The sequence below is a fragment of the Peribacillus sp. FSL H8-0477 genome, from assembly GCF_038002765.1.
Lineage (GTDB): Bacteria > Bacillota > Bacilli > Bacillales > DSM-1321 > Peribacillus.
Genome location: NZ_JBBODE010000002.1, coordinates 440,581 through 464,700, shown reverse-complemented (window position 1 = coordinate 464,700; position 24,120 = coordinate 440,581). Strand labels below are relative to the sequence as shown.

Genomic DNA, 24,120 nt, shown 5'->3' with positions numbered 1-24,120 from the left:
GCGAGCAGAATGACAAAAGACCTTTCTTATACAATCGAGGAAGTATCACAGCTTTTAAAAGTATCGAAACTTACCATATATGACCTCATAAAAAAAGGTGAAATTCCGGTTTTTCGCGTCGGCAGGCAAATGCGGATGGACGCGAAAGACTTAGACGCCTATATCAATCATAATCGAAATCAGCCAGCTGATGAGTATCAAAAAAATGGAGCGAAAGACAACTCAAAGATTGTCATCAGCGGCCAAGACCTTGTACTTGATATACTCGGAAAACATATTGAAAAAGGGTCAACTTATAAAACGTTACGATCCTATACAGGAAGTTTAAACAGCCTGATTTCTATGTACAATGGCGAGTGTGATATCGTTAGCTTGCATGTACTTGATGGGGATACTGGAGAATATAATCTGCCCTACGTAAAGAAAATTTTAGTAAGCTATCCTTACATTTTAATAAATTTGGTTTCACGTAAAGCCGGGCTATACGTCCAAAAAGGAAATCCGCATAATCTTACCTCCTGGAAGGATTTGCACCAGAAACAAGTGACTATCATTAATCGGGAGAAAGGTTCAGGCGCAAGGGTCCTTTTGGATGAACAGCTCAGGATACATAATATACCTGTTACCGAGATAAAGGGCTACCCAAAAGAAGAAACCAATCATTTGAGTGTTGCTTCAGCAATAAACTCAGGATTAGCAGACGCAGGCGTAGGAATTGAGAAAGCTGCTAAAATCGTCGGTGTGGACTTCATTCCCTTAATTACAGAACGGTTGGATCTTGTTATTCTAAAAACACCCGTAAACGAGCCGCTCATTACCAATATAAAAGAGATTTTAGCTTCCCCTTCTTTCCAATCGGAAATCAACTCCCTAAGTGATTATGATACTTCACTGATGGGCACGGTCATTTATGAAACACTTTAATTTAGGTTGTACAAAGGAACTCATGGATGAGTTCCTTTGTCTTATTTATGAACTGCAATAAGTCCGTCCTTTGATCCCGTTTCTCTTTTTTACAACTTACTTATTGGGAGAATGTAATCTCCCAACTAATCTGGTACCTATAATAATAATTAAACTGGTACTTATCTAAGGATTAGTTTTCTCCTATACTAGTAGTATCTTGATAATTGGAGGTATATTCCATGGACCATATTGAAATACAAGGAAAGACTATCACGTTACTTCCATTAACTGAAGAACATCTTCTCCCCTTATATGAAGCAGCAAAACCGAAGGAAATTTGGGAGTGGAGTGCTACGAAGATCTTATCGTTTGAGGATGCAAAAAATTTCATTAAGGATGGCATTGCAGCAAGAGAGAACAGTTTGCATTATCCGTTTGTGGTAATGGAGAATAAAACAAATCAACTAATTGGCAGTACCAGTCTCCGCTCCATTCAATTCGCAGATCGTTCGCTTGAAATTGGCTCAACCTGGTATCATCCCGCGTACTGGCGGACAGCTGTTAATTCAGAATGTAAACTGTTACTATTGCAGCATGCCTTTGAAACATGGTCAATGAACCGGGTCGAATTTAGAACAGACGAACGAAATATTCGCTCACAAACTGCCATTAAACGGTTAGGAGCGGTACCGGAAGGCATTCTTCGCAAAGATAAAGTCCTCCGCGACGGGTATATTCGAAACACTGTAGTTTTCAGCATCCTTCTAGAAGAGTGGCCAGACGTTAAAAATCGTTTAGAAAGCTTTTTAGCCAGGTAACTATATTAATAGTCAAACCGTGAATTGAAAGTATGGCCATGATAATGAATTCGATCATGGCCATACTCTTCAATCTTTGGACAATGATAAACTGCCGATTTTTCAACGTTCTAGCATACTTTACGACAAACACCATTTCGATTGTAGTAATTGATTATGCGAATCATTGGTTAAAAATGTGGCAAGGAATTTCCTGTCATAAACATGAGGGACAAAACGCTCAGCTCGAAATCCCTCTTGTCTCTCTTCCCATTCCAATAGATTTAAGAGATGTTTTCTCCTCAAATATCCCTTATGGTACTTTCCTTCAATATGTATTCCATTAATAATGAAGCTGTATTTAAACGTTTTTTCTCAGATTCAAAAAATGTCTTCCCCGTACCTTTCCTGATTTGGATTGCTTCATTAATGATGTGGTGCCATTCTTCTGGAATATGCTTTAAAGCATATTCCCCTGCACCCAGCTTTGAAATGATATCATGCTCTCTCAGTGTGTAATATTGACGTAGTATCCCTAAAATGGACCATTGGATTTCTTCATTAAGAAATTCCTTTGGCAGCAGGAGTAGTGGGTCACTATCCTCAATCTTTCTAATTCGGTTTGCCCAATAGGTATTCATATTCTCAGATACATAGGAAAGCAAGTCCATTCTATCGACTGCAAAATTCAACTCTTCTCCTAAAACAGGAATTCCTTTATTTTTCAGAATCCACCATGTCACTGGGTTTATGACTGTTTTGTCTTGTAGTTGTCCTCCGTTATAATAAAGACCTTCTGCTTGACTGCCAATCTCCTCTTGTATCAGGTAATACCCATCCATATCTGGCTTGCTGTTTCTAGCAATCGACTGATGAATCTCATATAAAATCGCTGCTTCAGATGTGGCCAAACGATGATTAATGATCGTCAAAAAATCAATATCGCTGGAATTTTCTACAAAGGCATTCAATGCAATAGAACCATGCAAATAAAGGCCCACAAGGGTATTTGGTAATCGTTCATTAAGTAATGTCATGTATTCATTTAAAACTGACTGTACACTAACAGGAATTTTCACCATACAATCCGCCCTCACTGTAATTTGTAATAATTACTAAATTCATAGTAACCTATTCTTTCATTAGGTAAAATATCTTTAACTAAGATTTTCTTTATTTTTAGAATTATTAATTTAATAATTCTCTTTTCAAAAGTAATACTAAAAAAAGGATGATACCTATGTTAGTGGAACTAACCCGATTTAAAGTTAAAAATGGAAAAACAGCGGAATTAGATAAGTGGATGGATTTGCTGAATGAGCATATGGATCAAGTCCTGTTGACGCTTGAAGATGAGAAAATGTATGTAGAAACCATCTTCCGAGAGGTTTTGGAGGGTGAGGAATTTTTGTATTGGTATTCAGTCCAAGGCGAGGATGGTATAGAAGTAACCAACTCCGCACATGAAATTGACCAGCTTCATCTACAGTATTGGGAGGAATGTATCGATTCAGACTTTAAGCCTGTTGATTTGGAAACGAAGGTTGTCATGATACCCAAAAATATTAGAAAGATGATGTTATAAAGAAAAGCCGGCCAACATATCGGCCGGCTCCTAGTTATTGATTTGCGAGTATAACAGCTATATCATCTTGTATCTTCGTAATTCCCTCTTCGTCTACAAAATTATTTAAAAGAATAGAAAATATTAACTTTTCCCCTTTTTTATTCGTGACATAGCCTGATAAGGAACTTACCGAGGTGATTGTCCCTGTTTTTGCTTGTACATTGCCAGCTGCTGGGGTTTCCTTCATACGATTTCTTAATGTCCCCCCTATTAACCGTTCACTGTTTCCTGCAAGTGGAAGGGAATTTACATATACCGGAAACCATGACTTTCCTTGAACCGCGAACAAGAGCTTTGATAATTCATTAGCTGGAACCAAATTCACATGAGAAATACCAGAACCATCACGCATCATTAGTGAATTTATATTTACATCGAATGTTTTCAACGTGTTTTCCATTACCTCTAAACCCTTTTCCCAACTGCCTTCCCCAAAGCGAACCTTCCCCATTTCCTTAACAAGCATTTCTGCATGGCCATTATTGCTAAGCTTCATAAAAGGCACGAGCAGTTCCGATAACGGCATTGAGCTGTGACTTACGAGTACGGTAGCTTTCTTTGAAATCTGTCCGATCTTCGCTTTCCCTGTAACCTTGATTCCTTGTTCGTTCAACGATTGCTTAAATAAATCCAAGGCGTAGCCAGTTGGCTCCCATACGGCCACCCATTGCCTTGTCTTACTTGCTTGCAGTGGTATAGTCCCCTCAATCGTAATCGTATTGCTGCCATGCTCGCGTGTGATTTCAATATCTTTTTTCCCATCTGCTGCCACTGTTTTTGCATGATTAATAATCTTTACATAATCAGTTTTAGGAACAACGTTGATTGAGGCATCCTTACCTGACACGTTAGCCGGGTTCACCTCAACTATTACAGTTCCTGTATCAAAATCTTCATTGGGTGAAGCGGTTAAAGGCGATACAGCCGCTCCATAATACTCTGCTTCATCCATCCAGCTAAGATCCTCTGAATAACGTTCATCATCATACCAAGTATCATCGGCAATCACGTTTCCATTAATCAGCTTAATGCCGCTTTTCTTTACTTCAGCTGCTAATTGATCAAAATCACTTTTTAACAGGGTTGGATCTCCCTCACCCTTTATGTAAATATTTCCGTTAAGGACCTTTCCATGTTTGTTTCCATCAGTATATACCTCTGTTTTAAACCGATAATCCTTCCCGAGTGTTTCTAATGCCGCAGCGGCTGTTAATAACTTTTGATTAGAAGCCGGACGCAATCGAGTGTCTGCTCCTTTCTCAAATATAATTTCACCGCTCGATCCATCTCGAATACTGACTCCTGCAAGTGCCCCTTCCAATTTTGGTGTGTTAAGGGCATTCGTTATCTGTTGACCTAATTTCCCTGACTCATCCAGCGCATAAACCGACTCCTTGTCAGTATGTAAATATGGAAACGCTGCAAACATGGTAATAAGCAATAATGCAAGACACCATTTAATTTTTTTAATCAAGAATTCATCACCCCTCCATGTCTATTTATTCTTCATGTTCGAGAAGATGATGCTGTAACCCTTTATTTTCCTTCTAGTCATAAAGATGTATTTTTTTCTTGTTTCATTCCTAATTTACGCTCTCATTTCTATTTCATTCGTAACCTAGATGAAACAAAGTAAAATATAAATGTCGAAAAACTGGCTAGTAATACAGGAATAACTCGTATTTTGTATCACACATTCGAGAAGAATTCATCCAATACCAACGTCAGATTCATTTAAATGCACATAGGTATTTAGATTTATATGAACGATAAAAAAACTGGACATGGAATACACCATGCCCAGTTTTTTTATTGTCTAATTAACTATAGTTAGTTACGGAAATTTTTTGTGCGGTCGATTGGACTATTAATTGGATCACGTTGAGTGTCAAGAGTATCATTACGTGCTCCTACATTCACTCTAGGCTCAGCATATTCAGCACCATGTTTTGGTGCATGAGGATCAACTAAGATTAATAGCTTTCCGGATTTTACCTCTGTTTCATAGTGCCCAGCTTCAGCTTCAGGAATTCCCATTCCAATCAATGCTCCTGCAAGACCGCCAGTTCCGGCACCAACAGCTGCTCCTGCAAGTGTTGCTGCAATTGGTCCAGCCGCTAGAACCGGCCCGATTCCTGGAATAGCTAATGCACCAATTCCAGCTAATAACCCGGCTGTTCCACCAAGGATTCCACCTGTTGCAGCACCAGCCGCAAGACCTTCTTCCGTTTTCGTACCAGTTTCTGCATTTACAGTTTTCACTTCATCACGGTCTTTAGCTACGACCGAAATATCATCACGGCTATAGCCCTGAGCTTTCAAATCTTCAACTGCGCGAATTGCTTCTTCACCGTTTTCATATACTCCAACTACACGTTTATCCATCTTGATCATCCTCCTAAAAAAAAGTGATGTATCTGTTTCTCTGTCTTTAAATACCCCAGGTCCAGAAAAAATAACCTGTTATTCAGAAAGAAAATTCGTCAAAAAACGAACGTTCATCTTATACCCATCCGCAATTTCATCTTAATCTTGTAAAAACATGAATGTTTGAGTACCTAGTGGGTATAGATACAATACGACAAGATAAACACAGGAGGTAATTTTTTTTATGCTTACTGATTTACTTAAAGATTTGGTTTCGATTAACAGTTCCACAAAGGATGGAGCAAATGAAGCAGTTGAATTCTGCTCTAAGTGGCTTTCAGAACAAGGATTATCTGTGAATGTACTAACGAATAATGGGTACAAAATGCTTGTTTCTGAACTTGGACAAGGTGATAAAACCATTATTTTAAACGGTCATGTTGATGTTGTCAGCGGAAATCCTGATCAATTTATTCCTTATGAGGAAGATGGAAAGCTTTATGGCCGAGGAACAGCTGATATGAAGGCTGGTGTTGCTGCAATGATGTGCGCATTCGCTGAATTGCAAAAGCAAGACCTTCGTGTCCGGATCCAACTGCAAATTGTATCGGATGAAGAAATTGGAGGACTTAATTGTTCTGGGTATTTAGCTAAAAACGGCTATCGGGGTGACTTTGTCATCTGTGCTGAACCGACTCAACTTGGTATTGGCCTTCAAGCTAAGGGTGTCTTACAACTTGATATAGAAATAGACGGCATGCCTGCTCATGGCAGCAGACCATGGGAAGGGGTTAACGCTATTGAGAAGTCTTATGAGATTTATGAAAAAATACGTACCCTTCCATTTGCTTCCGAAAGTTCAGACCTCTACCGCTCTCCTTCTATTAACCTAGCCAAGCTGCATGCAGGTGAAGTTTACAATAAGGTTCCTGGTAAATGCTTAATGAGTCTCGATATCCGCTACCTACCTACGCAAAATAAGGATGACATCATTGAGCAGATCCAATCCATTACAGATGGGAAAGTCACAATGAAAATGTTTGGGATACCGGTGAAAACGAAAGAAAACGAACCATTTATCTCTTTGTTAAAACCTGTTATTGAGAATATCACAAACGATAATGCTCGAGTCTTTGGACAACATGGTTCAGCAGATACTGTTTTCTTTTCAGCCTACGACATTCCATCCATTGAGTTTGGACCGAGTGGAGCCAATTGGCATGGTGACCGTGAATATGTCATTCTTGATTCCGTACAGGACTATCAACAAATGCTCATAGACTTTGCCAACGAGTTTGTTCATTTACGCACAAATAAAAAAAACATAGGCTAATAAAGCATGGCTCTCTAATACGAGAGCCATTCAGACTGTAGACAAACTCGGGTGAAAACCTTAGTTTGTCTATTTTTATGGTTTGTATAACATGAACATTGATTTCCACTCCAGGCACTCGCTTTCCGCGGGGTCTCCCCCTAGACACGCTTTTCCCGCAGGAGTCTCGTACTTTCCGTTCCAATCAACTTTGTTTTACCTTTTAGATCCTCGAGTCACTTTGTTTGAAAACAGAAGGATTAAAACGGAGGTGATGAGGATGTTTTCTAAACATGATTCTATTCAGCGAGACTCCTTTGAAATGTTATATTACATCAACCGGTTCCATCTAACTATTCGCTTCGCAAAATGAAGGCGGCCATTGATTTCACTTTCATTTATGGCTTGGTGAAAGATATGTATTAGAGGTAGACGCCGAAGTATTTCTATAGGGAGAATTTTTTAATTCCAATCTTCTTTTGTCTACAAACTGAATAGCTCTCTAATGCGAGAGCCATTTTTTAAGCGCAGTGCTCTTTCGTTTCATTTTTTCTCTTTCTTCCATAGACCATGTTGATTACAATAGATATAAAAGCTGCCGCCTTTCATTTTAGGAATGCGTACTTCTGGATTTTGTTCTGGATAAAGCTTTACTAAAAGTACCCTATCCCACCCAACATAGGCAACGAACGATATAAAATGTGTTTTCGTCATTTCATGCTGTATGGTTAAGTAATACTCATTGTCAATTTCTTCGACAGTTATCGCGTGTTCTTCATTCTCCTTCTGTGCAATAAGCGCCTCCAACTTCCTCCCACAACAGGATAGATCAGCTTCACCTAAACTGTTCATAACATTACCGCAATTAGAACATACATAAAATTTAATTCGTTTCATATTTCCTCCTTCTGCATCATTAGGCTCTAAATCGCCTAATAAAATCTTTTCAATATTCACACCTAATATACTGGAAAGATCACCAAGCAAAGACACATCGGGACATCCTAATCCTCGCTCCCATTTAGAAATGGTCTTGTCGCTTATGTTAATAGCTTCGGCAACATCTTTTTGTGTCATCATTTTTTCTCTACGAAGAGTCAAAATCAACTTTCCAATCTTGCTGTAATCCATATTTTTCACCTCGACTAAAGAATACCCGCTACCTAACTAAACCTCAATCAACGCTCCGTAGACTATCTGATTATCATTCTTTATATTTTTTCTGTAATAAAAGGGATCCTCATTTGTAGGCTCAATCTAGTAATAGTTTTCAGAAACGTTTAATAGCAGTCCTATTTCATGCGTTTTTTGTAAAATAAGTTCCAATTACCCAGTTTATTTTTCTACACTTTTAATCTATGCAACTTACGAAATACTCTGTTATATTACAAAATGCAACTAAATGACTCTATTTTGTAATATAAATACGCCTACCTTGAAACACAGTTGTTACACAGAGCTGGTATTCTATACCTACGATTCAAAAACAAAGGAGACTCGACTTTTGAAAAAACTAATATTGTCTATGACTGCAGCCTTTTTTCTAGTATTCGGTATTTCCGGCGTTGCATCGGCTAGTAGCAATACATATAAAGTAAAATCAGGTGACACTCTTTGGAAGATTGCCCAAAACCATAACATAACCGTTAAGCAGATAAAAAGCTGGAATCAGCTTAAAACAGATCATATAAAAATAAAGCAAGTTTTAAAAGTTAAAAAGACCTCTACCTCAGCTAAGAAAAAGACGACTGTAAAAAAGGCTTCTTCTAAAGCTTACAAGACAATGACCGTTAAAGCTACTGCCTATACAGCAAGTTGTAAAGGCTGCAGCGGCATTACAGCTACTGGACTTAATTTGAAAAAGAACCCATCCATAAAAGCAATCTCAGTTGATCCTAAGAAAATACCTTTGGGAACAAAAGTTTACGTTGAAGGATATGGCTACGCAGTTGCTGCAGATAAAGGGAGCTCAATTAAAGGAAATAAAATTGATGTCTTTATCTCTTCAAAAGCAAAAGCTATTAAATGGGGAGTTAAAACTGTTAAAATTAGAGTTTATAAATAATAGATTCCAGACTCGGATAGGTTTCTGAGTCTTTTTCTCTGCCTTAATTAGTTTTCTAAATATTTAGATAATGATATAATTACAGTGAACTTCTACCTTATTTAAGGAAAGGGGAAAATATGAATATTGTCATTATTGGTGCTGGCGCATTAGGAGTTTATTATGGAGCTAGATGGCAAGAATCAGGACAACACGTTCAGTTCTTGGTAAGAGAACGTCGAGCCCGTCAAATCGCTGAGGAGGGCTTATATGTAACTAGCCCGCATGGCAATTATCTATTTCATGAGATCGATTACACGGAGAATGTTGAAGAAATTGAACACCCAGACTTAATCCTGCTTGCTGTAAAAGGCCATCATCTCGAAGGAACACTCCCTGCTTTACACAACTTAGTAGAAAAGGGAGCAAAAATTCTCCCCATTTTAAATGGTCTGGAACATATTCATATTCTCCAACAAATGTTTGGCGAAGAAGCTGTTATAGGCGGGTCAGCTTATATTATTGCCACTCTTAACGAAAGAGGACATGTTGTTCATTCCAGTACACAGCATGATTTAGTATTCGGACCCCTTCATCCCTCCCAGCAAGAACTATGTGTTCAAATAGAGCATATCTCTGATCAAGCGATTATGGATGCTCAACATTCTACCCAGATACTCAGAAGGATCTGGCAGAAATACTTATTCATTAATGCCTTTTCCGGTGTCACTACAGCGGCCAATCTGAACATCGGAACCATCCGTCATTACCCAGAAACCTTCAGCCTGCTGAAAAAAGTGTTTATCGAGATGCAGCAATTAGCAGCAGCGTATGATATAGAAATCTCGGACAACCAAATATCTCAAAGCATCCAGCAGCTGTCTGACCTTCCCGATGAATCAACATCATCCATGCATCAGGACAGGAGAAAATTTTTAACGCTTGAAGTAGAACATCTGCAAGGCGGTGCACTTAGACTTGCTTCAATGGCAGGCCTAAAACTACCTGTCATTGAGACCCTCTATGGAATCATTAAACCATATGAAAATTAACGAACCACCACCCTAAAACGGGTGGTGGTGTTAGAAGAAGCTATCATGATAAACTACTCTTTGGCAATTCTAATACAATCTTAGTTCCTTTCATAGGTGCAGAATAGATTTCGAGCAATCCTCCAGCAGATTTAGCTCTTTCTTCCATGCTAAATATCCCTACTCCCGAAGAATTTGATTTATGATCAAATCCCTGACCATTGTCTTCTATAAGTACCCGAATATGATTTGCTTCTTCCCTCATGATTACTTTTGCTTTATCGACATACGCATATTTTCGGATATTAGTAAGGGCCTCCTGGATAATTCGGTAGATTGTTAGTTCAGCATTGCTGTCTAGCCTTGTTAAAAGTCCACATTCAAATTCAACATCGATTTCGTAAAACTCTGCATACCGCACTAAATATGATCGAATTGCCGGCAACAAACCAAGGTCGTCTAGAACGGATGGACGAAGCTCCCAAGATATCTCTCGCACATCCTTAATTAGGTTAGATGTCTCATCATGCATTTGCTGCAGCAGTGGATGGTCAATCTCAGCTTGAAGGCGGCTGATCGTAATTAAATGACTATAGAGATTTTGTCCAATTCCATCATGGAGGTTTCTAGACAATACCTTCCTTTCTTCTTCCTGTACATCAATAATTCTCGTCATCATTCGCTGTAATTCTTCTTCTACTCGCTTTCTCTCTGTAATTTCGTAGCGAATGGCTAAGTATTGATAGGGAATACCTTCCTCATTCATGAATGGAACAATAGTGGTATCTACCCAATAAATAGTCCCATCCTTTGCTTTATTTCGAAGTTCACCCTTCCAGACCTGACCATTAGAAATCTTCTCCCATAGGTTTTGAAAAAATGTCTTTGAATGGTAGTTCGAATTAATGATTCGATGGTCTTTTCCTAGCAATTCTTGTTTCGAAAACTTAGATATCTGACAAAATTGATCATTTACATACGTGATCTTTCCCTTTGAATTAGTGATGGCCACGATTGATGACTCATCCAGGGCTAACTTTAAATCACTTAATTCTTTGATCGATGTCTGTAATTCTTCAACGACTCGTTTATGGTCCGTCACATCCTGCCGAATCGCCAGAAATTGATAGGGTTTATTCTTTTCGTTCATGAAGGGTACAATGGTTGTATCCACCCAATAGTAACTACCATCTTTTGCTTTATTCCGTAGTTCTCCACGCCAAACTTTGCCGCTGCTGATCGTACGCCATAAATCACTCATAAACTCTTGACTGTGATACCCTGAATTAATCATGCGATGATCCCGGCCAATTAATTCATTTGCAGTATATTGTGAAATACTGCAAAACTGCTCATTGACATAGAGAATCACACCCTTGTGATCAGTAATGGCCACAATAGCTGCCTCATCTATTGCATATTTCAAATCAATCAATTCATTTAATGGCTGTGAGAGTTCTTTGTCCATTTTCGACTGATCTCTCACATTATGTATGATAAAAAGGAAATATTGCTTATTATTTGAAATGAAGCTATTCACTTTTAAAAACAATGGAAAAGTATACCCTTCCCGATGTTTTCCATAGAACTGCAGGACATAACCCTCTTCAATTTCACCAAGCTTAATATCAGGAATCAGTTCTTGGATATATACACAATATCCCGATTCATAACCGAAATAATTAATTGCTTCGTTATTCATATAGATAACAATGCCTGATTGATTAACCAGGATCGTTTCTTCACTAGAACCAGGCAACATAGGCCTTTTTTTAATGTCAAAGTTGTTCATTTACTGACCTCCTGCTTAAAGTGAATGATTGGAATTAAACATTACCTCCAGCTTGTTCACATACTTAGATATGCTGTTTTGTTCATTCTCGGTAAAAAGATGACTGCTTCTATTCCCAGCTAATAATGCCCCTTTTGCCGTTCCATTTATAAGTAGAGGTACTGAATAAGCTGAAAGCAACTGTTCTGCCAGCATAATCGGATGTTCTAAAACCATACTACTTTTATCGTTTGAAAGGTCGGATATCATCATAGGCCGGCCAGTCGAAATCACTTTTCCGGCAATTCCCTTTCCATAACGGACCGTAATTCTCTTATACTTTTCATTTCTGTTTCCAGATGCATAAGGCCATTTTATATCTGTGCCTACCTCATCTTGTATGGCTATGGCTGCAAAATCACAGTTTAATTCCGCACGCATCTCGTGACAAACATCTAAAATATCCGAAAACGTAGGTTGATCCATTTCTGCGTCATTTCCCCTATATTCCATATCCAAGCAGCCCCTTTTTTAATGCATAAGCGACTAATTCAGGTCTTTTTTTCATTTGGAGTTTTTCCATCACGTGTCCTTTGTGGTTTTCTACTGTTTTCACACTAATAATGAGCTGCTCAGCGATTTCTTTATTAGAAAAGCCTTTTGCAATTAATGCGAGTACTTCCTTTTCACGATCAGACAGCAGGCTGTAAGTGTCTACTCCACCTTTTTGAATCGTACCCATGTATTCTTCCATCAGCCGCTTAGTTGCAGAAGGATGAAGATAAGCATCACCCGCTGCAACGGAACGAATAGCCGTAACCAATTCATGGTGAGGAGCACTCTTTAAAATACAGCCAGATGCCCCAGCTTGTATGGCCCTGAATAAGTATTCTTCATCATCATGCATAGTAAGGATTAAGATGGTCACCTTCGGCAGCAATTTTTTTAACTCGGAGGTAGCCGACAAACCATCTTTGCCATGCGGCATACTTAAATCCATGACAATTACATCTGGATTTAACTCTAATGCTTTTTGTATTCCTTCATTTCCTTCAGATGCTTCCCCCACTACTTCAAGGTCATCATGAGAATTTAACAACATGGTTAACCCCATTCTGACTACTGCATGGTCATCTACTAGAAGTACGTTAATCACAATTTACCCTCTCCCTTTTCCCCGATCTTTTTATAAGGGCATGTCAATCAGTATACTCGTTCCTTTTCCTTGTGCGGAAGCAATGTCACATGTCCCTCCCGCCAAAAGCATCCTTTCCTGCATAGCTCCCAACCCTGAGGACAGATTTTCTCTTAACACTTTCTTCACGTTAAACCCTTGTCCGTGATCTACAATTACCACTTTTATGTCATCTTCCCTCCAGTCGAGCTGGATAGAAGCCGAATCTATATCTGCATACTTTGCAATATTAATTAATGCTTCTTGGCAAACACGGAAGATCGCAATTTTATTTTGTTCAGGCAGGATCTTTTCTTCTCCAATTGATTCAACTTTCACTACAATTCCATAGGTAGACGTATATAATCTTACATAGCTCTTTATCGCAGACACTAAACCTAAAGAAAGAGTAGGTGGATGGAGTTCAACTGACAGCATCTGAATTTCTTTAATCGTTCTTTCCATTGTTTGCTGCATTTCCTGAAGATAAGCCTTCATTCCTGGTTGTTCTATTCCCATCTCGATATACTGCAGGCCCGTATACAGGCTATAAAGTGTTTGGCCGACACCTTCATGGAGTTCCAGCGCTATTCGTTTAATTTCTTCATCTTGAGACTGAATAATATATGAACTGATACTTTTTGTAACAGGAATTCCTTCCATGGTGGTGCCTCCTATTAGTCTGCAGTTTGTTTAATACAGAAAAAAGGTGACAGCGCCAAAGAAACCTTCAGCCCCATCACACTCTTATTCTTAATTCGTTATATTTATTTTTTTGTAATCTGTTATATCACTAAGTAGACCAGCATACTGCTTAATTTCACCTGCATCGTCTTTTATCGCACTGATTGTAAGCCATTCCAAGTAGTTCTGCCCATCTTTGCGTTGATTCCAAATTTCTCCTTGCCAATATCCTTCTTCTTGAATCGTTTTCCACATTTCTTTATAAAACTCCGGCGATTGCTTGCCAGATTGCATCATACTAGGGTTTTGACCGATAACCTCTTTCTCACTGTAGCCTGTAAGCTTAGTGAATGCTGGGTTTGTCATTATAATTTTACCACTTTTGTCGGTAACTAGCAGCCCTTCTCCAGTTGCATTGACCACTTCCTTTGTCAACGCAAGTCTTTCTTGGAAGTGCATCCAAATGACGAGCACTAGGCTGGCAAGCGCCACTTCAGATAATGCCATAAAGCCTATTGCATAATGTCCTGTTAAACTGAATAAGAAGGCCAGGATAAGCGGGGGAAAGAAACCGCCCAGACCACCCATAGCTGATACAATCCCGTTTGCAATACCAGCTTGCTTTTGAAAATATCCCGGTACTAATTTAAAAATGACTCCATTTCCCATTCCTGAACAAAAGGCAATTCCGATACATCCAACTGAATACCACATGATAGTCGGGGAGAAGGATAAAAGAACTCCGAATAAGCTAAATCCTGTAAATACATACATTAACAGAATAAGTGGTTGAATTCGATCAGCCAGCCAACCTCCAATTGGTCGCATAACGGTTGCAACAGCAATGAACCCAGCTGTACGTAATCCTGCATCAACCTTTTCCAGTTCGAAATTCATGACTAAAAAGTTGGGAAGATAGACAGTGAATGCAACAAAGGAACCAAAGGTAATAAAATAGAATAGACTCAAAAGCCATAACTTTTCATTTTTATAGACACTTTTTATTTGAACCATTAGTGGTGTCTTGACCTTCACTTCGTGCTTATCACCAAGGAAAAAGTTAAGAATTACGAATATCCCAAGTAGAATCATATAAAGCTGAACAGTAGCACTCCATCCTATTTTGGTTGCTACGACCGGTGCGGCAAACGTACTAATTGCAGTACCGATATTACCTGCTCCATATATTCCATTTACAAAGCCATGCTTTTCTTTCGGATAATATTTAGGAACTGAGGTAACACCCACAGAGAATACTGCTCCCCCAAGCCCTAAGAACAACCCTCCAATTAATAAATCGATAAATGAATCTGCCACACTTATATAATAGATAGGAAAGAATAAGAGCACAAAACTTATTAAGAAAATGATACGTGCACCAATTTGATTTGCGTAGTAACCAAGGGGAACACGCAAAATGGAACCAAGAACAACAGGGATGGCGGTTACCCAAGCAAGCTGCTCTGGAGGGATCGCTATGTCCTCTTTAATAAATGGAAGTAAGGATGAAAGCAGCACCCAGATCATAAACCCTACAACCAAATTCATTGTTTGCAGCGGCAGTTGAATTTTCTTAATCATGATTAACACTTTCCTTTCGGATTAGGTAGAATAATTGTCCCTCCGCATCAAACGCTGACCATTGACAATCAGTTTGCATCGTCTCGCTTGAAGCAGGTATCGCAAAAAAATTAAAATGGTCAAAGTATATTCGGATATGTGTAAGTTCTGGACACCATTCAATTTTTTCGATTGTTTTTTTGACAAATTGAGCTTGCTCTCCATCACTAGACTGAATAGCCACGGAAACTGGCACCGAAACAAATTGCTGAATGGATTGGATATCAATGGCTGCCACAGGTTCCACATCCTTTAGCCGGATAGATATGAAGCTGATAACCTTGAAGATATTCCCAAAATTGAGCCGTTCCTTTTGTATCAAGGTAAGCAAACGTTTCTTCTTCAGATGTCCAGCTGCTCATACCCTTTACTTCGGCAATAACGATATCTGATCCGTTCTCCATCTTTTCCTCGAGATACCAATTCAGTGGTTTCCCTTCGAAGAGTTCCTGAAGTATGCAGTTAATCTCACTTTGAAAATGACCGGCACTCTTTCTGATAAAGCAGAAATCAAGATAGGTTTCATTATTCATCATCCTCAATCTGCCCCCTTCAGCTTCTTTACATCATATTTATACAAAAATAAGGCTGCAGGAAAGACCACGAGATTTAACGCACAATAGATTAAAGCGTTTTTATAGTTTTCATAGAAATATTGATGGACCATTTTTTGTGTGAAAATAATATTTAAGAATAAAACCATACACATTAAAATAAATCTCATATTTTTAGCCTTCATAGCGCTTTACCTTCACCGCATAGACGGCTCCCTTCTCCACTTTCACCATTATTTCTGGAAGTGGACGCCTTGGTGGTCCTGCTGTAGGTTCTCCTGTTTTCACGTCAAACTTCCCGTGATGGCAGGGACAAATCATTTCTCCCTCAGCTTTGACCCAATAAACTGGACACCGAAGATGTGTGCAGGCATTCTGGTAAGCTACGAATTTATTCTCACCCAGTCTGATTAACAGCGCACTATCATGTTCTCCAGGGAAAGCGAACTCTACGGAATCACCAATAGGAATGGCAGCTATATCCGTTATTTTCTGATGCGGATATTCCTTTTCGCCAAGACCCATTAGTTCCTTTGCAGCGAGTCCCCCCCAAGGAAGAGAGGATACAGCGAATACGCCTGCCGCACCCGCCAAGGTTTTCATGAACCCGCGCCGATCTAGTTTCCTTTCATTATTACGATTAATATTGTGTGTATAATTATCTTCTTCAAAGGGGAACCTGTTGTTCTTTTCCATTGTAACTGCTCCCTCCTAAAATAGTTTAGTCACGCCTTGCAGGATTCCAGGGAGGTTTACACGTACATTTGTTTCCCCTTCCAACTTCATGCTCGCGGTCCATTTTCCGTTATCAAGATTAAATTGCTTTTGCTTCATTTCGATTTCTTCCTCAGTAAGCCATTGCAAAGTGTTAGTTGGACACACACTGGCACACATTGGGGGAATCCCATCTTTTGTCCGATCAATACAAAGGTCACATTTATACATTAGGTTTTGTTCTGTATCAAATTTTGGTATTCCATAAGGACAAGCTATCGTACAGTTCTGACAACCAATACATTTTTCAACCAGCGCGGATAAAACAGCTCCGGTTTCATGAATTTGAATGGCTTGAGCAGGACAACTTCTCGCACAAGCAGGGTTCACGCAATGAAGACACATTAAAGGCATTGTTTGACGATTCACGAAAGGATTCACATCATACACATAGTTTCGATTGCGTTCTTCGTGCCCGCCGCACTGGGTGCAGGCAGCCAGGCAAGCCCGGCAGCCAATACAATTCTCAAGCTCTATATATAGACGTTGCTTCACTTAAAGCACCTTCTTTATTTCTAATTTTTCTATTTGTGCCGCACAGGCCTTAAACTCCGGCATCCTTGAAATAGGGTCAAGCGCATCAATAGTCAGTAGATTAATAGACTCATCATGACCAAAAGAATAGGGAACGAAAACCGTATCTTTACGAATCGCTTCAGTAATCTTCACCTTATAAAAGGCTTGCCCGCGTCTTGTATAAAGGCGAATGGTTTCGTCATGTTCAATGCCATATTCAACCGCTTTTTCTGGATGAACTTCTATAAATGGTTCTGGACACATGTCATTAAGAAATTTAATTCTTCGAGTCTGATTACCAGATAAATAGTGGTAGACGACACGCCCTGTCGTTAGACGCAGCGGATACATCTCATCTGGCTCTTCAGCTGGCGGCCGATATGGAAGGGCACAGATTTTTGCTTTTCCATCGGGATGATAAAATTTCTTATCAAGGAACATATGCGGTGTACCAGGATCATCTTCACTCTTACACGGCCAGAATACTCCATCCTGTTTGTCAATTTTATCCCAGGTTGCACCGAAGTAATCGGCATAGCCGCCTTTGGATGCGCCGCGAAATTCAGCCGCTACATCTCTTGCTGTTTTCAGATGAGAAAAGTATTTCCCTCTCCCTAGCCTTTCTGCAAGCTCAATTTGAATTTGCCAATCCGGCTTAGACTCACCTACAGGCTCCTGCGCTTTATTGATTTTTATAATTCTTCCTTCTAAATTAGTTACGGTTCCTTCATCCTCTGACCATGTTGTCGTCGGCAATACCACATCGGCAAATTCACATGACTCAGAGAGATAAAAATCAGCGCAAACCATAAAATCCAGTTCCTTCATTACTTTTCTAACATAATTTAAATTTGGAGCGGATACAGCTGGGTTCGAGCAGAGCAGATATAAACCCCGAATTGTTTTTTCTTCCATTAAACCAAACATCTCATATGCAGAAACACCTGGCTTTGGCATCTCGGATGGATCTATTCCCCAAAATGCACTTACTTCCTTTACATGTTCAGGATTAGCTATCTTACGGTAGCCGGGAAGTGCATCAGCTTTTTGTCCATGTTCTCGGCCGCCCTGTCCATTTCCCTGTCCAGTCAGCGTTGCAACACCTGACTTAGGACGTCCGATTTTTCCAGTTATCAATGCCATGTTTGTATAGCCAGAAACATTATCAACGCCTTTAATCTGTTGTTCAATTCCTCTTGCAAACATGACGATTGCATTTGGTGCTTTCCCATATAATTCTGCAGCTCGGATAATTTTTTCTGGATCAACACCTGTAATTTTACTTGTATATTCAGGAGTGAATAATTTCACTAATTCTTTCGTTTCTTCAAAGCCATTAGTATGGTTCTTAATAAAATGTTCATCCGTATAGTTGTTTTGGATCAGTAAGTTCAAGATCCCGTTTGCCAGAGCTAAATCTGTACCTGGCTTTAGATCCAAATGAACATCTGCTCTTCTGGCAATCGGTGTTTCTCTTGGATCAACAACGATTAAATAACCACCGCGCTCTTGGACTGACCAGACCCGAAACATTGATGTTGGATGACACTCAGCTGTATTTGAACCAGCCATAAAAATACAATCTGTTTCATGAATATCTGTCCAAGGAAGCGTCGATCCTCTATCTACTCCGAACGAACGAAGGAATCCGCCGGCTGCACTAGACATACAGAACCGTCCATTATAATCAATATAACGTGTTTGAAGTCCCACCCGAGCAAACTTACCTGTCAAATAACATTTTTCATTTGTCATGGAGACTCCACTGTATACTGAAAGTGAATCTTTTCCGTAATTAGTTTGGAGTTCTTTAAATTTAGTGATTATAAGGTCATAGGCCTCTTCCCAGCTTGCTTCTCGGAACCCTTCTTTTGTTCCTTTTAAAGAGGCATCATCACGAATAAGTGGTTTTAGTAACCGATCTGAATGGTTTGTCTGCTGATAAGCAGTCACCCCTTTTGGGCACATTTTCCCGAGTGTTACCGGCCAATCATATCTAGGCTCAACCCCCACAATTTTATTGGAGACTGTATTTACTCTCAAGTTCATGCCGCATTGCATACCGCAATAGCTGCAATGCGTTTTAACTAGTTTTTCATTTGGATGGATGACATTCGCTATCTTACTTGACTTATCCTTTTGCATTTTGATTAGCCTCCTTGACTTTTAATTGGTGAGTAGGCGCTCCTGAAAATTGAGCAATTCGGTATTTTCTTCTGCAAGGGAGACATAATTCAGCCAGATGAAAGCCCTCGTCCTGTTTAAAATCGATCTGGTTAATGCCTAGAACATCAATTACATCATTCGATTGTTCAACCGATACGAATGACTCTCCGCATACCTTACATTCCTTCATGGACTGATGACCGTAATGCTCTCGATAATTTTTAGCAAAGATACTAAGTGGTCTAAATGGAATGTGTGCCAGTTTTCCAAAAGGAAGATAGATTAACGTAATGATGACCGAATACTGATGGATTAAAGACATAACTGAATGACCAAAACCATGAAGAACGACATTCATGAAAGTTAAAGTAAGACCCGTAATAGAGACGAATAGTAATAAATATAAAGGCAAGAAATCATACATAAATTTTTGTTCAGCACGAGCTTGGTTATTTTTCAATCGACGATAAAGAGCCATACATACTCCAAGAATAACCATTGTTGCTGTTATGTTAAGTGCGTTGTAGGATAGATTTGCAATGATACCATCAGCAGGGACCGTTAGAACATTTACACCAATCATGATGATGTTGTACATGCCATTCTCGTCCATCGTGAAGTACATCCAGCCAAATACAAGCGGAAACGTAACGAAACAAGAAAGAATAGTACCTCCGCCCATCAAGACATGCTGCAGCCAACGGTAGATTCCGCGGTTCCAAATGAATTTATAAGTGACTAGATGATTGACAGTGGTTGCAGGCGTTGATTTTTTAAATAACAGCTTCATTCCTTTTTTGATCAGAATCTTAGTAGGCGGCCGTTCTCCCCAAGCAATAAAGCGATAAAAAAAGCCTCCAATAAAAACAATAGTACCTACCATATATCCGTATAGGTTTAAATCTATATGTGTAAACATTCTTGTTCCTATAAATGTAAGGATGAACAGACCAAGGATGGTAAGAAACATCGATTTGGCAAAGTTCGAGGCAAATGCCTGATTGATTGTTTGTTCTTTCTTTCCTGGAATGACTGTTTGGTGGTTCATAATTCTTCCCCCTCTTTCATAACTCCGGTCTTTTCTTTCTATATCTTCATTCTAATTGCTGCCTCCTAACTTCCATATCAGGGAAACTCCCTATTGTTTCGGGGGAATCCCCCTATTTTCTAAATTTTTGATTATCACAGGCATAAGATTTAAGTAAATCTGGATTATTGATTATACTTTTAGGAGAACAGTTTGCTAATAAAATCGATTGACTGGAGGTTTTTAAATGAAAGACTATGGAATGTACGTAAATGGAGAATGGTCTGATTTCAATCTGGACAAAATCGAAGTAAAAAACCCTGCAAACGGTGAGGTTGTCGGTACAGTTCCAAATGGCGGCACAGCGGAAGCTAAAAAAGCTGCTGATGCGGCATTCCAAGCCTTAAAAGGCTGGTCTGCATTGTCTGTTTATGAACGGTCAGACCTTATTTGGAAATGGCATCACTTAATAAATGAACATAAAGATGAAATTGCACGTGTAATGACGCTCGAACAAGGTAAACCTTTAAAGGAAGCAATTGGTGAAATGACTTATGCCAATGGTTTTTTATCCTGGTATGCGGAAGAAGGCAAACGCATTTATGGGGAAACCATCCCTTCTTCTCAAACGAATAAACGCTTATTCGTTATAAAACAGCCTGTAGGCGTTGTGGCTGCTATTACACCTTGGAATTTCCCAGCGGCCATGATTACCCGCAAAGTGGGACCTGCACTTGCAGCCGGATGTACCGTTCTTGTCAAGCCTGCTGGTTTAACCCCTCTAACAGCCTTAAAGATGGTAGAACTAGCTGATCAAGCAGGCATTCCAAAAGGTGTCATCAATATCGTAACAGGCAAATCTTCTGAAATCGGAAATACTTGGCTAGAAGACAGCCGTGTTCGGAAGCTTACCTTCACCGGTTCTACTGAAGTTGGTAAGGAGTTAATGAAGGGCTCAGCTGATACTGTTAAGAAAATTTCTCTTGAACTTGGAGGACATGCCCCTGTTATCGTACTTGAAGATGCAGATCTAGATAAAGCTGTAGAAGGAGTCATCAGTTCGAAGTTCAGAAACGCCGGACAAACCTGTGTCTGCTCAAATCGTGTGTATGTCCATGAGTCGATTTATGAAGGATTTATTGAGAAATTGACCAAACAAGTACGTACACTTAAGGTTGGCAATGGACTAGATGAGGGCGTAGATATTGGACCGCTTATCAACCAAGATGCTGTTGATAAAGTCATGAGTCAGATTGATGATGCACTCAATAAAGGTGCAAAACTTGAAGCTGGCGGTAAGTCTAAGGGAGGCTTCTTTATCGAGCCGACCATTATCTCTAATATCGATGATAGTATGCTCTGTATGAAGGATGAAACATTCGGACCCCTTGCTCCTATAGCTTCTTTTAAAACAGAAGAAGAGGCGATTGAACGTGCAAATAACTCTATCTACGGACTTGCAGCTTATGTATTTACTGAAAACATCAGCCGTGGAATCCGAGTGACTGAAGCTCTTGAATATGGCATTATTGGCTTAAATGATGGAATTCCCTCTACTCCACAGGCACCATTCGGAGGATTCAAACAAAGCGGTCTCGGACGCGAAGGCGGTCATCATGGAATTGAAGAGTACTTGGAAGTGAAATATATTTCACTAGGATTATAAATCCCTAAGAGGAGGATGAATCATGACTAAGAGCTTATATCAAAAAGAACATTTAGTGCATTTAAACAGGATTAAGAATTTGGCTCCTGAACAACTACATGCTTTTGCTGAGTTCAATTCCACAGTATTAAAAGAAGGTGCGTTAAGCCGAAAAGAAAAAGAAATTATTGCCGTTGCAATTGCTCATGTAACAGAATGTCCATATTGTATTGATATTCACACGAACAGTGCCAAAGCCGAAGGAGCAACGCTCGAAGAACTCGTTGAAGCCGTATTTGTTGTATCCGGCTTGGAAGCAGGCAGTGCGGTTACACACAGCACTCATATGTCAAACGCCCTTGATACCGATGCAAATGATGCACTTTACAATCGATCCAATTTGAAAAACCTTGATCAATTAAAAGCAGCCGCACCTGAAGGATTTGCTGCCTATTCTCAATTCAGTGCAGCCGCGATGAAAGCAGGTACCTTAACCGCTAAATTCAAAGAAATTATTGCTGTTGCAGTCGCTCATGCAACACAATGCCCATATTGCATTGATGTTCATACTAAGAATGCGGATAAACAAGGTGCTACTAAGGAAGAACTCGCGGAAGCTGTCCTTGTCACCGCAGCCTTACTTGCCGGTGGAGCGTATGCGCATATAACCAATTTAATCGAAAGCTACGGCGAATAAGTGTAGAGAAAAACCCCTCAGAGCTATGCTGCTCTGAGGGGTTTTTTGGGTTATCTCTATGATTGGAAAATTATGCGATGGGAGTATAGACTTCTTAGACTTTTTTCAGTGCAGATCCGGGGGGTATTCCTTCTATTTTGATGGACATAAACTAGATATTCCCGTCTGTGATAGGCATATTTCCGTCTGGCACATCGTTAATCCCGTCTGCGATGGGCATATTCCCGTTTAGAGAACCACTATTCCCGTCTGAGGCCATTCATTAGACAAAAATTACCCCCAAGGGTATATCTCCTTAGTTTGTTTTTTTCAAAAATGATACTCTTTCCTTTTCAGCACAGATTTAAGGAGGTATTTCACGAATCTTGATGGGAAACCACTAGTTATTTCATTCCAAATAAAATTACTCAGTGAAAGTGAAAGAATTGAAATTTTTTAGGAATACTTTGTTTTGATGCTCTTCAGTGTAGATTCTATGCCCTGTACATAACTTGTTTTAGGCAAGTGCCCCATCGCTTTTTCATACTTTTTCCCATCCAAAATGACAGCCTCGTCAGTTAAATACAACATTTCTTTACATTCCGCCATGAATTTATCGAAGATCCCTAACAACCTGAATACATTTATGCCAGCTGTTGACACACGCTTGGTGTATCCAAGGTGCTCTCTTGCAATCTCGATAATTTCCTTCCCAGTGATTACGCCTGATCCAGTAATGTTCCAGTTTCCACCATCAAAGCGATTTTTCATGGCTAATTCAACCATTGCCTTTGCTCCATCTGGGATATAGATATATTCCCTTGCAAGTTCCTGGTTCCCAATGAACATCGCTCGTTTGTTTTTCACCATATTTTCGAAAGTGTAATTGAGCAGGCTGTTCCCATTTGGACCATAAAAGTCTGGAAAATGAGCGATGAATAAGGGTACTTCTGATTCCTTCGCCATTTGTTCGAGCCGTAAACGAATTTTCCCTTTCTTCGTATGAGGATTTTTTTCGTGATGCTCATTTATTGGCGCCCCCTCACTTCTGCCATAAGCATATATATTATCTACGAGCGCGAGCTTCGCCCCAGTTTTTTTTGCCGCTTTTAAAATATTAGCCATTAACAGCGGTTGCTTCTCCGCCCATTCCTGGTATGGAATATTTACAGCATGAAAAATCACATCCATATTTTCAACCGCATCTGTTAATTGCTTCAGATTAAACACATCCCCGGAAATTATCTGTATTTGTTCATAGTGACCAAACATTTTCTCTAACCTGGTCTTATTTCTGGCAAATGCCGTTACAGCGATTCCTTTATCAACTAGTTCATTTACAAGTGCACTTCCCATACCTCCGGTTGCTCCTAAAACGATGACCTTTTTCATTCCCTCATCTCCCGCTCTTTAATTAACCACTGGTCAA

General features: G+C 39.6%; 25 protein-coding genes. 8 read left to right on the top strand and 17 right to left on the bottom strand.

The features are described 5' to 3' along the window. The first annotated feature begins 9 nt into the window (after nucleotides 1-9). Nucleotides 10-924, top strand: coding sequence for a helix-turn-helix transcriptional regulator (locus tag MHI18_RS13985; RefSeq protein WP_340848204.1), 915 nt, complete (start codon nucleotides 10-12; stop codon nucleotides 922-924). 221 nt (nucleotides 925-1,145) lie between these two features. Beyond that, complete coding sequence (locus MHI18_RS13980; protein ID WP_340848202.1) at nucleotides 1,146-1,724, top strand: GNAT family N-acetyltransferase; 579 nt, start codon at nucleotides 1,146-1,148, stop codon at nucleotides 1,722-1,724. A 281-nt stretch (nucleotides 1,725-2,005) separates the two neighbouring features. Here the strand turns inward: MHI18_RS13980 and MHI18_RS13975 are convergent, their stop codons facing one another. Further along, on the bottom strand, nucleotides 2,006-2,785 hold the full coding sequence (locus tag MHI18_RS13975; RefSeq protein WP_340848201.1) for an aminoglycoside adenylyltransferase domain-containing protein: 780 nt from the start codon (nucleotides 2,783-2,785) through the stop codon (nucleotides 2,006-2,008). A 158-nt stretch (nucleotides 2,786-2,943) separates the two neighbouring features. On the opposite strand from MHI18_RS13975, the gene MHI18_RS13970 reads away from it, so the two are divergent. Then, on the top strand, nucleotides 2,944-3,288 hold the full coding sequence (locus MHI18_RS13970) for a DUF6176 family protein (RefSeq protein ID WP_340848200.1): 345 nt from the start codon (nucleotides 2,944-2,946) through the stop codon (nucleotides 3,286-3,288). A 34-nt stretch (nucleotides 3,289-3,322) separates the two neighbouring features. Here MHI18_RS13970 and dacB read toward each other — a convergent pair whose 3' ends face one another. Beyond that, nucleotides 3,323-4,804 carry a D-alanyl-D-alanine carboxypeptidase/D-alanyl-D-alanine endopeptidase gene (gene dacB, locus MHI18_RS13965; protein WP_340848199.1) on the bottom strand — a complete coding sequence of 494 codons (1,482 nt, stop codon included), beginning with the start codon at nucleotides 4,802-4,804 and terminating at the stop codon, nucleotides 3,323-3,325. 356 nt (nucleotides 4,805-5,160) lie between these two features. Further along, nucleotides 5,161-5,715, bottom strand: a complete 555-nt coding sequence (locus MHI18_RS13960) for a general stress protein (RefSeq protein WP_340848197.1) — start codon at nucleotides 5,713-5,715, stop codon at nucleotides 5,161-5,163. 226 nt (nucleotides 5,716-5,941) lie between these two features. On the opposite strand from MHI18_RS13960, the gene MHI18_RS13955 reads away from it, so the two are divergent. Continuing rightward, nucleotides 5,942-7,030 (top strand): M20 family metallopeptidase, encoded by a 1,089-nt coding sequence (locus tag MHI18_RS13955; protein ID WP_340848195.1) that lies wholly within the window; start codon nucleotides 5,942-5,944, stop codon nucleotides 7,028-7,030. 522 nt (nucleotides 7,031-7,552) lie between these two features. Here the strand turns inward: MHI18_RS13955 and MHI18_RS13950 are convergent. Then, nucleotides 7,553-8,140, bottom strand: a complete 588-nt coding sequence (locus MHI18_RS13950; protein WP_340848194.1) for a helix-turn-helix domain-containing protein — start codon at nucleotides 8,138-8,140, stop codon at nucleotides 7,553-7,555. A 373-nt stretch (nucleotides 8,141-8,513) separates the two neighbouring features. Here MHI18_RS13950 and MHI18_RS13945 point away from each other — a divergent pair, with 373 nt between their 5' ends. Both MHI18_RS13945 and MHI18_RS13940 read left to right on the top strand, forming a co-directional pair. Continuing rightward, nucleotides 8,514-9,074, top strand: coding sequence for a 3D domain-containing protein (locus MHI18_RS13945; protein ID WP_340848193.1), 561 nt, complete (start codon nucleotides 8,514-8,516; stop codon nucleotides 9,072-9,074). 119 nt (nucleotides 9,075-9,193) lie between these two features. After that, a complete protein-coding gene (locus MHI18_RS13940; protein WP_340848192.1) occupies nucleotides 9,194-10,105 on the top strand; it encodes a ketopantoate reductase family protein in 912 nt (303 codons plus the stop codon). A gap of 43 nt (nucleotides 10,106-10,148) precedes the next feature. On the opposite strand, the gene MHI18_RS13935 is transcribed toward MHI18_RS13940, so the two are convergent. The 12 genes from MHI18_RS13935 to MHI18_RS13880 form a co-directional block, all read right to left on the bottom strand. Continuing rightward, entirely contained in the window at nucleotides 10,149-11,876 is a 1,728-nt protein-coding gene (locus tag MHI18_RS13935; protein WP_340848190.1) for a PAS domain S-box protein, read from the bottom strand. Between the two features lie 15 nt (nucleotides 11,877-11,891). Continuing rightward, nucleotides 11,892-12,368, bottom strand: a complete 477-nt coding sequence (locus MHI18_RS13930) for a GAF domain-containing protein (protein ID WP_340848189.1) — start codon at nucleotides 12,366-12,368, stop codon at nucleotides 11,892-11,894. Further along, nucleotides 12,358-13,011, bottom strand: coding sequence for a response regulator transcription factor (locus MHI18_RS13925; RefSeq protein WP_340848188.1), 654 nt, complete (start codon nucleotides 13,009-13,011; stop codon nucleotides 12,358-12,360). The genes MHI18_RS13930 and MHI18_RS13925 overlap by 11 nt, the downstream gene beginning before the upstream one ends. Before the next feature lie 30 nt (nucleotides 13,012-13,041). Beyond that, complete coding sequence (locus MHI18_RS13920; protein ID WP_340848187.1) at nucleotides 13,042-13,692, bottom strand: sensor histidine kinase; 651 nt, start codon at nucleotides 13,690-13,692, stop codon at nucleotides 13,042-13,044. A gap of 90 nt (nucleotides 13,693-13,782) precedes the next feature. After that, nucleotides 13,783-15,294, bottom strand: a complete 1,512-nt coding sequence (locus MHI18_RS13915) for a nitrate/nitrite transporter (protein ID WP_340848186.1) — start codon at nucleotides 15,292-15,294, stop codon at nucleotides 13,783-13,785. Then, nucleotides 15,287-15,571, bottom strand: coding sequence for a hypothetical protein (locus MHI18_RS13910; RefSeq protein ID WP_340848184.1), 285 nt, complete (start codon nucleotides 15,569-15,571; stop codon nucleotides 15,287-15,289). The genes MHI18_RS13915 and MHI18_RS13910 overlap by 8 nt, the downstream gene beginning before the upstream one ends. Continuing rightward, on the bottom strand, nucleotides 15,558-15,869 hold the full coding sequence (locus tag MHI18_RS13905) for a hypothetical protein (protein WP_340848183.1): 312 nt from the start codon (nucleotides 15,867-15,869) through the stop codon (nucleotides 15,558-15,560). The genes MHI18_RS13910 and MHI18_RS13905 overlap by 14 nt, the downstream gene beginning before the upstream one ends. 2 nt (nucleotides 15,870-15,871) lie before the next feature. Continuing rightward, nucleotides 15,872-16,072, bottom strand: a complete 201-nt coding sequence (locus MHI18_RS13900) for a hypothetical protein (protein WP_340848181.1) — start codon at nucleotides 16,070-16,072, stop codon at nucleotides 15,872-15,874. Then, nucleotides 16,062-16,583, bottom strand: a complete 522-nt coding sequence (locus MHI18_RS13895) for a Rieske (2Fe-2S) protein (protein WP_340848180.1) — start codon at nucleotides 16,581-16,583, stop codon at nucleotides 16,062-16,064. Before MHI18_RS13895 ends, MHI18_RS13900 begins: the two co-directional genes overlap by 11 nt. A 15-nt stretch (nucleotides 16,584-16,598) precedes the next feature. Continuing rightward, the gene (locus MHI18_RS13890) at nucleotides 16,599-17,156 is read right to left on the bottom strand and encodes a 4Fe-4S dicluster domain-containing protein (RefSeq protein WP_340848178.1); all 558 of its coding nucleotides are present in this window, start codon (nucleotides 17,154-17,156) and stop codon (nucleotides 16,599-16,601) included. Next, a complete protein-coding gene (locus MHI18_RS13885) occupies nucleotides 17,157-19,322 on the bottom strand; it encodes a molybdopterin oxidoreductase family protein (protein WP_340848177.1) in 2,166 nt (721 codons plus the stop codon). Then, complete coding sequence (locus tag MHI18_RS13880) at nucleotides 19,309-20,391, bottom strand: hypothetical protein (RefSeq protein ID WP_340848176.1); 1,083 nt, start codon at nucleotides 20,389-20,391, stop codon at nucleotides 19,309-19,311. Before MHI18_RS13880 ends, MHI18_RS13885 begins: the two co-directional genes overlap by 14 nt. Nucleotides 20,392-20,617: 226 nt before the next feature. On the opposite strand from MHI18_RS13880, the gene MHI18_RS13875 reads away from it, so the two are divergent. Both MHI18_RS13875 and MHI18_RS13870 read left to right on the top strand, forming a co-directional pair. After that, on the top strand, nucleotides 20,618-22,036 hold the full coding sequence (locus MHI18_RS13875) for an NAD-dependent succinate-semialdehyde dehydrogenase (RefSeq protein ID WP_340848175.1): 1,419 nt from the start codon (nucleotides 20,618-20,620) through the stop codon (nucleotides 22,034-22,036). A gap of 22 nt (nucleotides 22,037-22,058) precedes the next feature. Next, nucleotides 22,059-22,712, top strand: a complete 654-nt coding sequence (locus MHI18_RS13870) for a carboxymuconolactone decarboxylase family protein (protein ID WP_340848173.1) — start codon at nucleotides 22,059-22,061, stop codon at nucleotides 22,710-22,712. 435 nt (nucleotides 22,713-23,147) lie between these two features. On the opposite strand, the gene MHI18_RS13865 is transcribed toward MHI18_RS13870, so the two are convergent. After that, nucleotides 23,148-24,083: an SDR family NAD(P)-dependent oxidoreductase gene (locus MHI18_RS13865; RefSeq protein WP_340848172.1), complete on the bottom strand. Its 936-nt coding sequence runs from the start codon at nucleotides 24,081-24,083 to the stop codon at nucleotides 23,148-23,150. Between the last annotated feature and the right edge of the window lie 37 nt (nucleotides 24,084-24,120).

What these genes read in the sequence shown, in the direction of transcription:
- MHI18_RS13960 (WP_340848197.1), bottom strand. Translation starts at nt 5,715, where the DNA reads ATGGATAAACGTGTAGTTGGAGTATATGAAAACGGTGAAGAAGCAATT.
- MHI18_RS13930 (WP_340848189.1), bottom strand. Translation starts at nt 12,368, where the DNA reads ATGGAATATAGGGGAAATGACGCAGAAATGGATCAACCTACGTTTTCG.
- MHI18_RS13970 (WP_340848200.1), top strand. Translation starts at nt 2,944, where the DNA reads ATGTTAGTGGAACTAACCCGATTTAAAGTTAAAAATGGAAAAACAGCG.
- MHI18_RS13940 (WP_340848192.1), top strand. Translation starts at nt 9,194, where the DNA reads ATGAATATTGTCATTATTGGTGCTGGCGCATTAGGAGTTTATTATGGA.
- MHI18_RS13870 (WP_340848173.1), top strand. Translation starts at nt 22,059, where the DNA reads ATGACTAAGAGCTTATATCAAAAAGAACATTTAGTGCATTTAAACAGG.
- MHI18_RS13915 (WP_340848186.1), bottom strand. Translation starts at nt 15,294, where the DNA reads ATGATTAAGAAAATTCAACTGCCGCTGCAAACAATGAATTTGGTTGTA.
- MHI18_RS13875 (WP_340848175.1), top strand. Translation starts at nt 20,618, where the DNA reads ATGAAAGACTATGGAATGTACGTAAATGGAGAATGGTCTGATTTCAAT.
- MHI18_RS13985 (WP_340848204.1), top strand. Translation starts at nt 10, where the DNA reads ATGACAAAAGACCTTTCTTATACAATCGAGGAAGTATCACAGCTTTTA.
- MHI18_RS13865 (WP_340848172.1), bottom strand. Translation starts at nt 24,083, where the DNA reads ATGAAAAAGGTCATCGTTTTAGGAGCAACCGGAGGTATGGGAAGTGCA.
- MHI18_RS13895 (WP_340848180.1), bottom strand. Translation starts at nt 16,583, where the DNA reads ATGGAAAAGAACAACAGGTTCCCCTTTGAAGAAGATAATTATACACAC.
- MHI18_RS13920 (WP_340848187.1), bottom strand. Translation starts at nt 13,692, where the DNA reads ATGGAAGGAATTCCTGTTACAAAAAGTATCAGTTCATATATTATTCAG.
- MHI18_RS13900 (WP_340848181.1), bottom strand. Translation starts at nt 16,072, where the DNA reads ATGAAGGCTAAAAATATGAGATTTATTTTAATGTGTATGGTTTTATTC.
- MHI18_RS13905 (WP_340848183.1), bottom strand. Translation starts at nt 15,869, where the DNA reads ATGATGAATAATGAAACCTATCTTGATTTCTGCTTTATCAGAAAGAGT.
- MHI18_RS13950 (WP_340848194.1), bottom strand. Translation starts at nt 8,140, where the DNA reads ATGGATTACAGCAAGATTGGAAAGTTGATTTTGACTCTTCGTAGAGAA.
- MHI18_RS13980 (WP_340848202.1), top strand. Translation starts at nt 1,146, where the DNA reads ATGGACCATATTGAAATACAAGGAAAGACTATCACGTTACTTCCATTA.
- MHI18_RS13880 (WP_340848176.1), bottom strand. Translation starts at nt 20,391, where the DNA reads ATGAACCACCAAACAGTCATTCCAGGAAAGAAAGAACAAACAATCAAT.
- MHI18_RS13975 (WP_340848201.1), bottom strand. Translation starts at nt 2,785, where the DNA reads ATGGTGAAAATTCCTGTTAGTGTACAGTCAGTTTTAAATGAATACATG.
- MHI18_RS13935 (WP_340848190.1), bottom strand. Translation starts at nt 11,876, where the DNA reads ATGAACAACTTTGACATTAAAAAAAGGCCTATGTTGCCTGGTTCTAGT.
- MHI18_RS13885 (WP_340848177.1), bottom strand. Translation starts at nt 19,322, where the DNA reads ATGCAAAAGGATAAGTCAAGTAAGATAGCGAATGTCATCCATCCAAAT.
- MHI18_RS13955 (WP_340848195.1), top strand. Translation starts at nt 5,942, where the DNA reads ATGCTTACTGATTTACTTAAAGATTTGGTTTCGATTAACAGTTCCACA.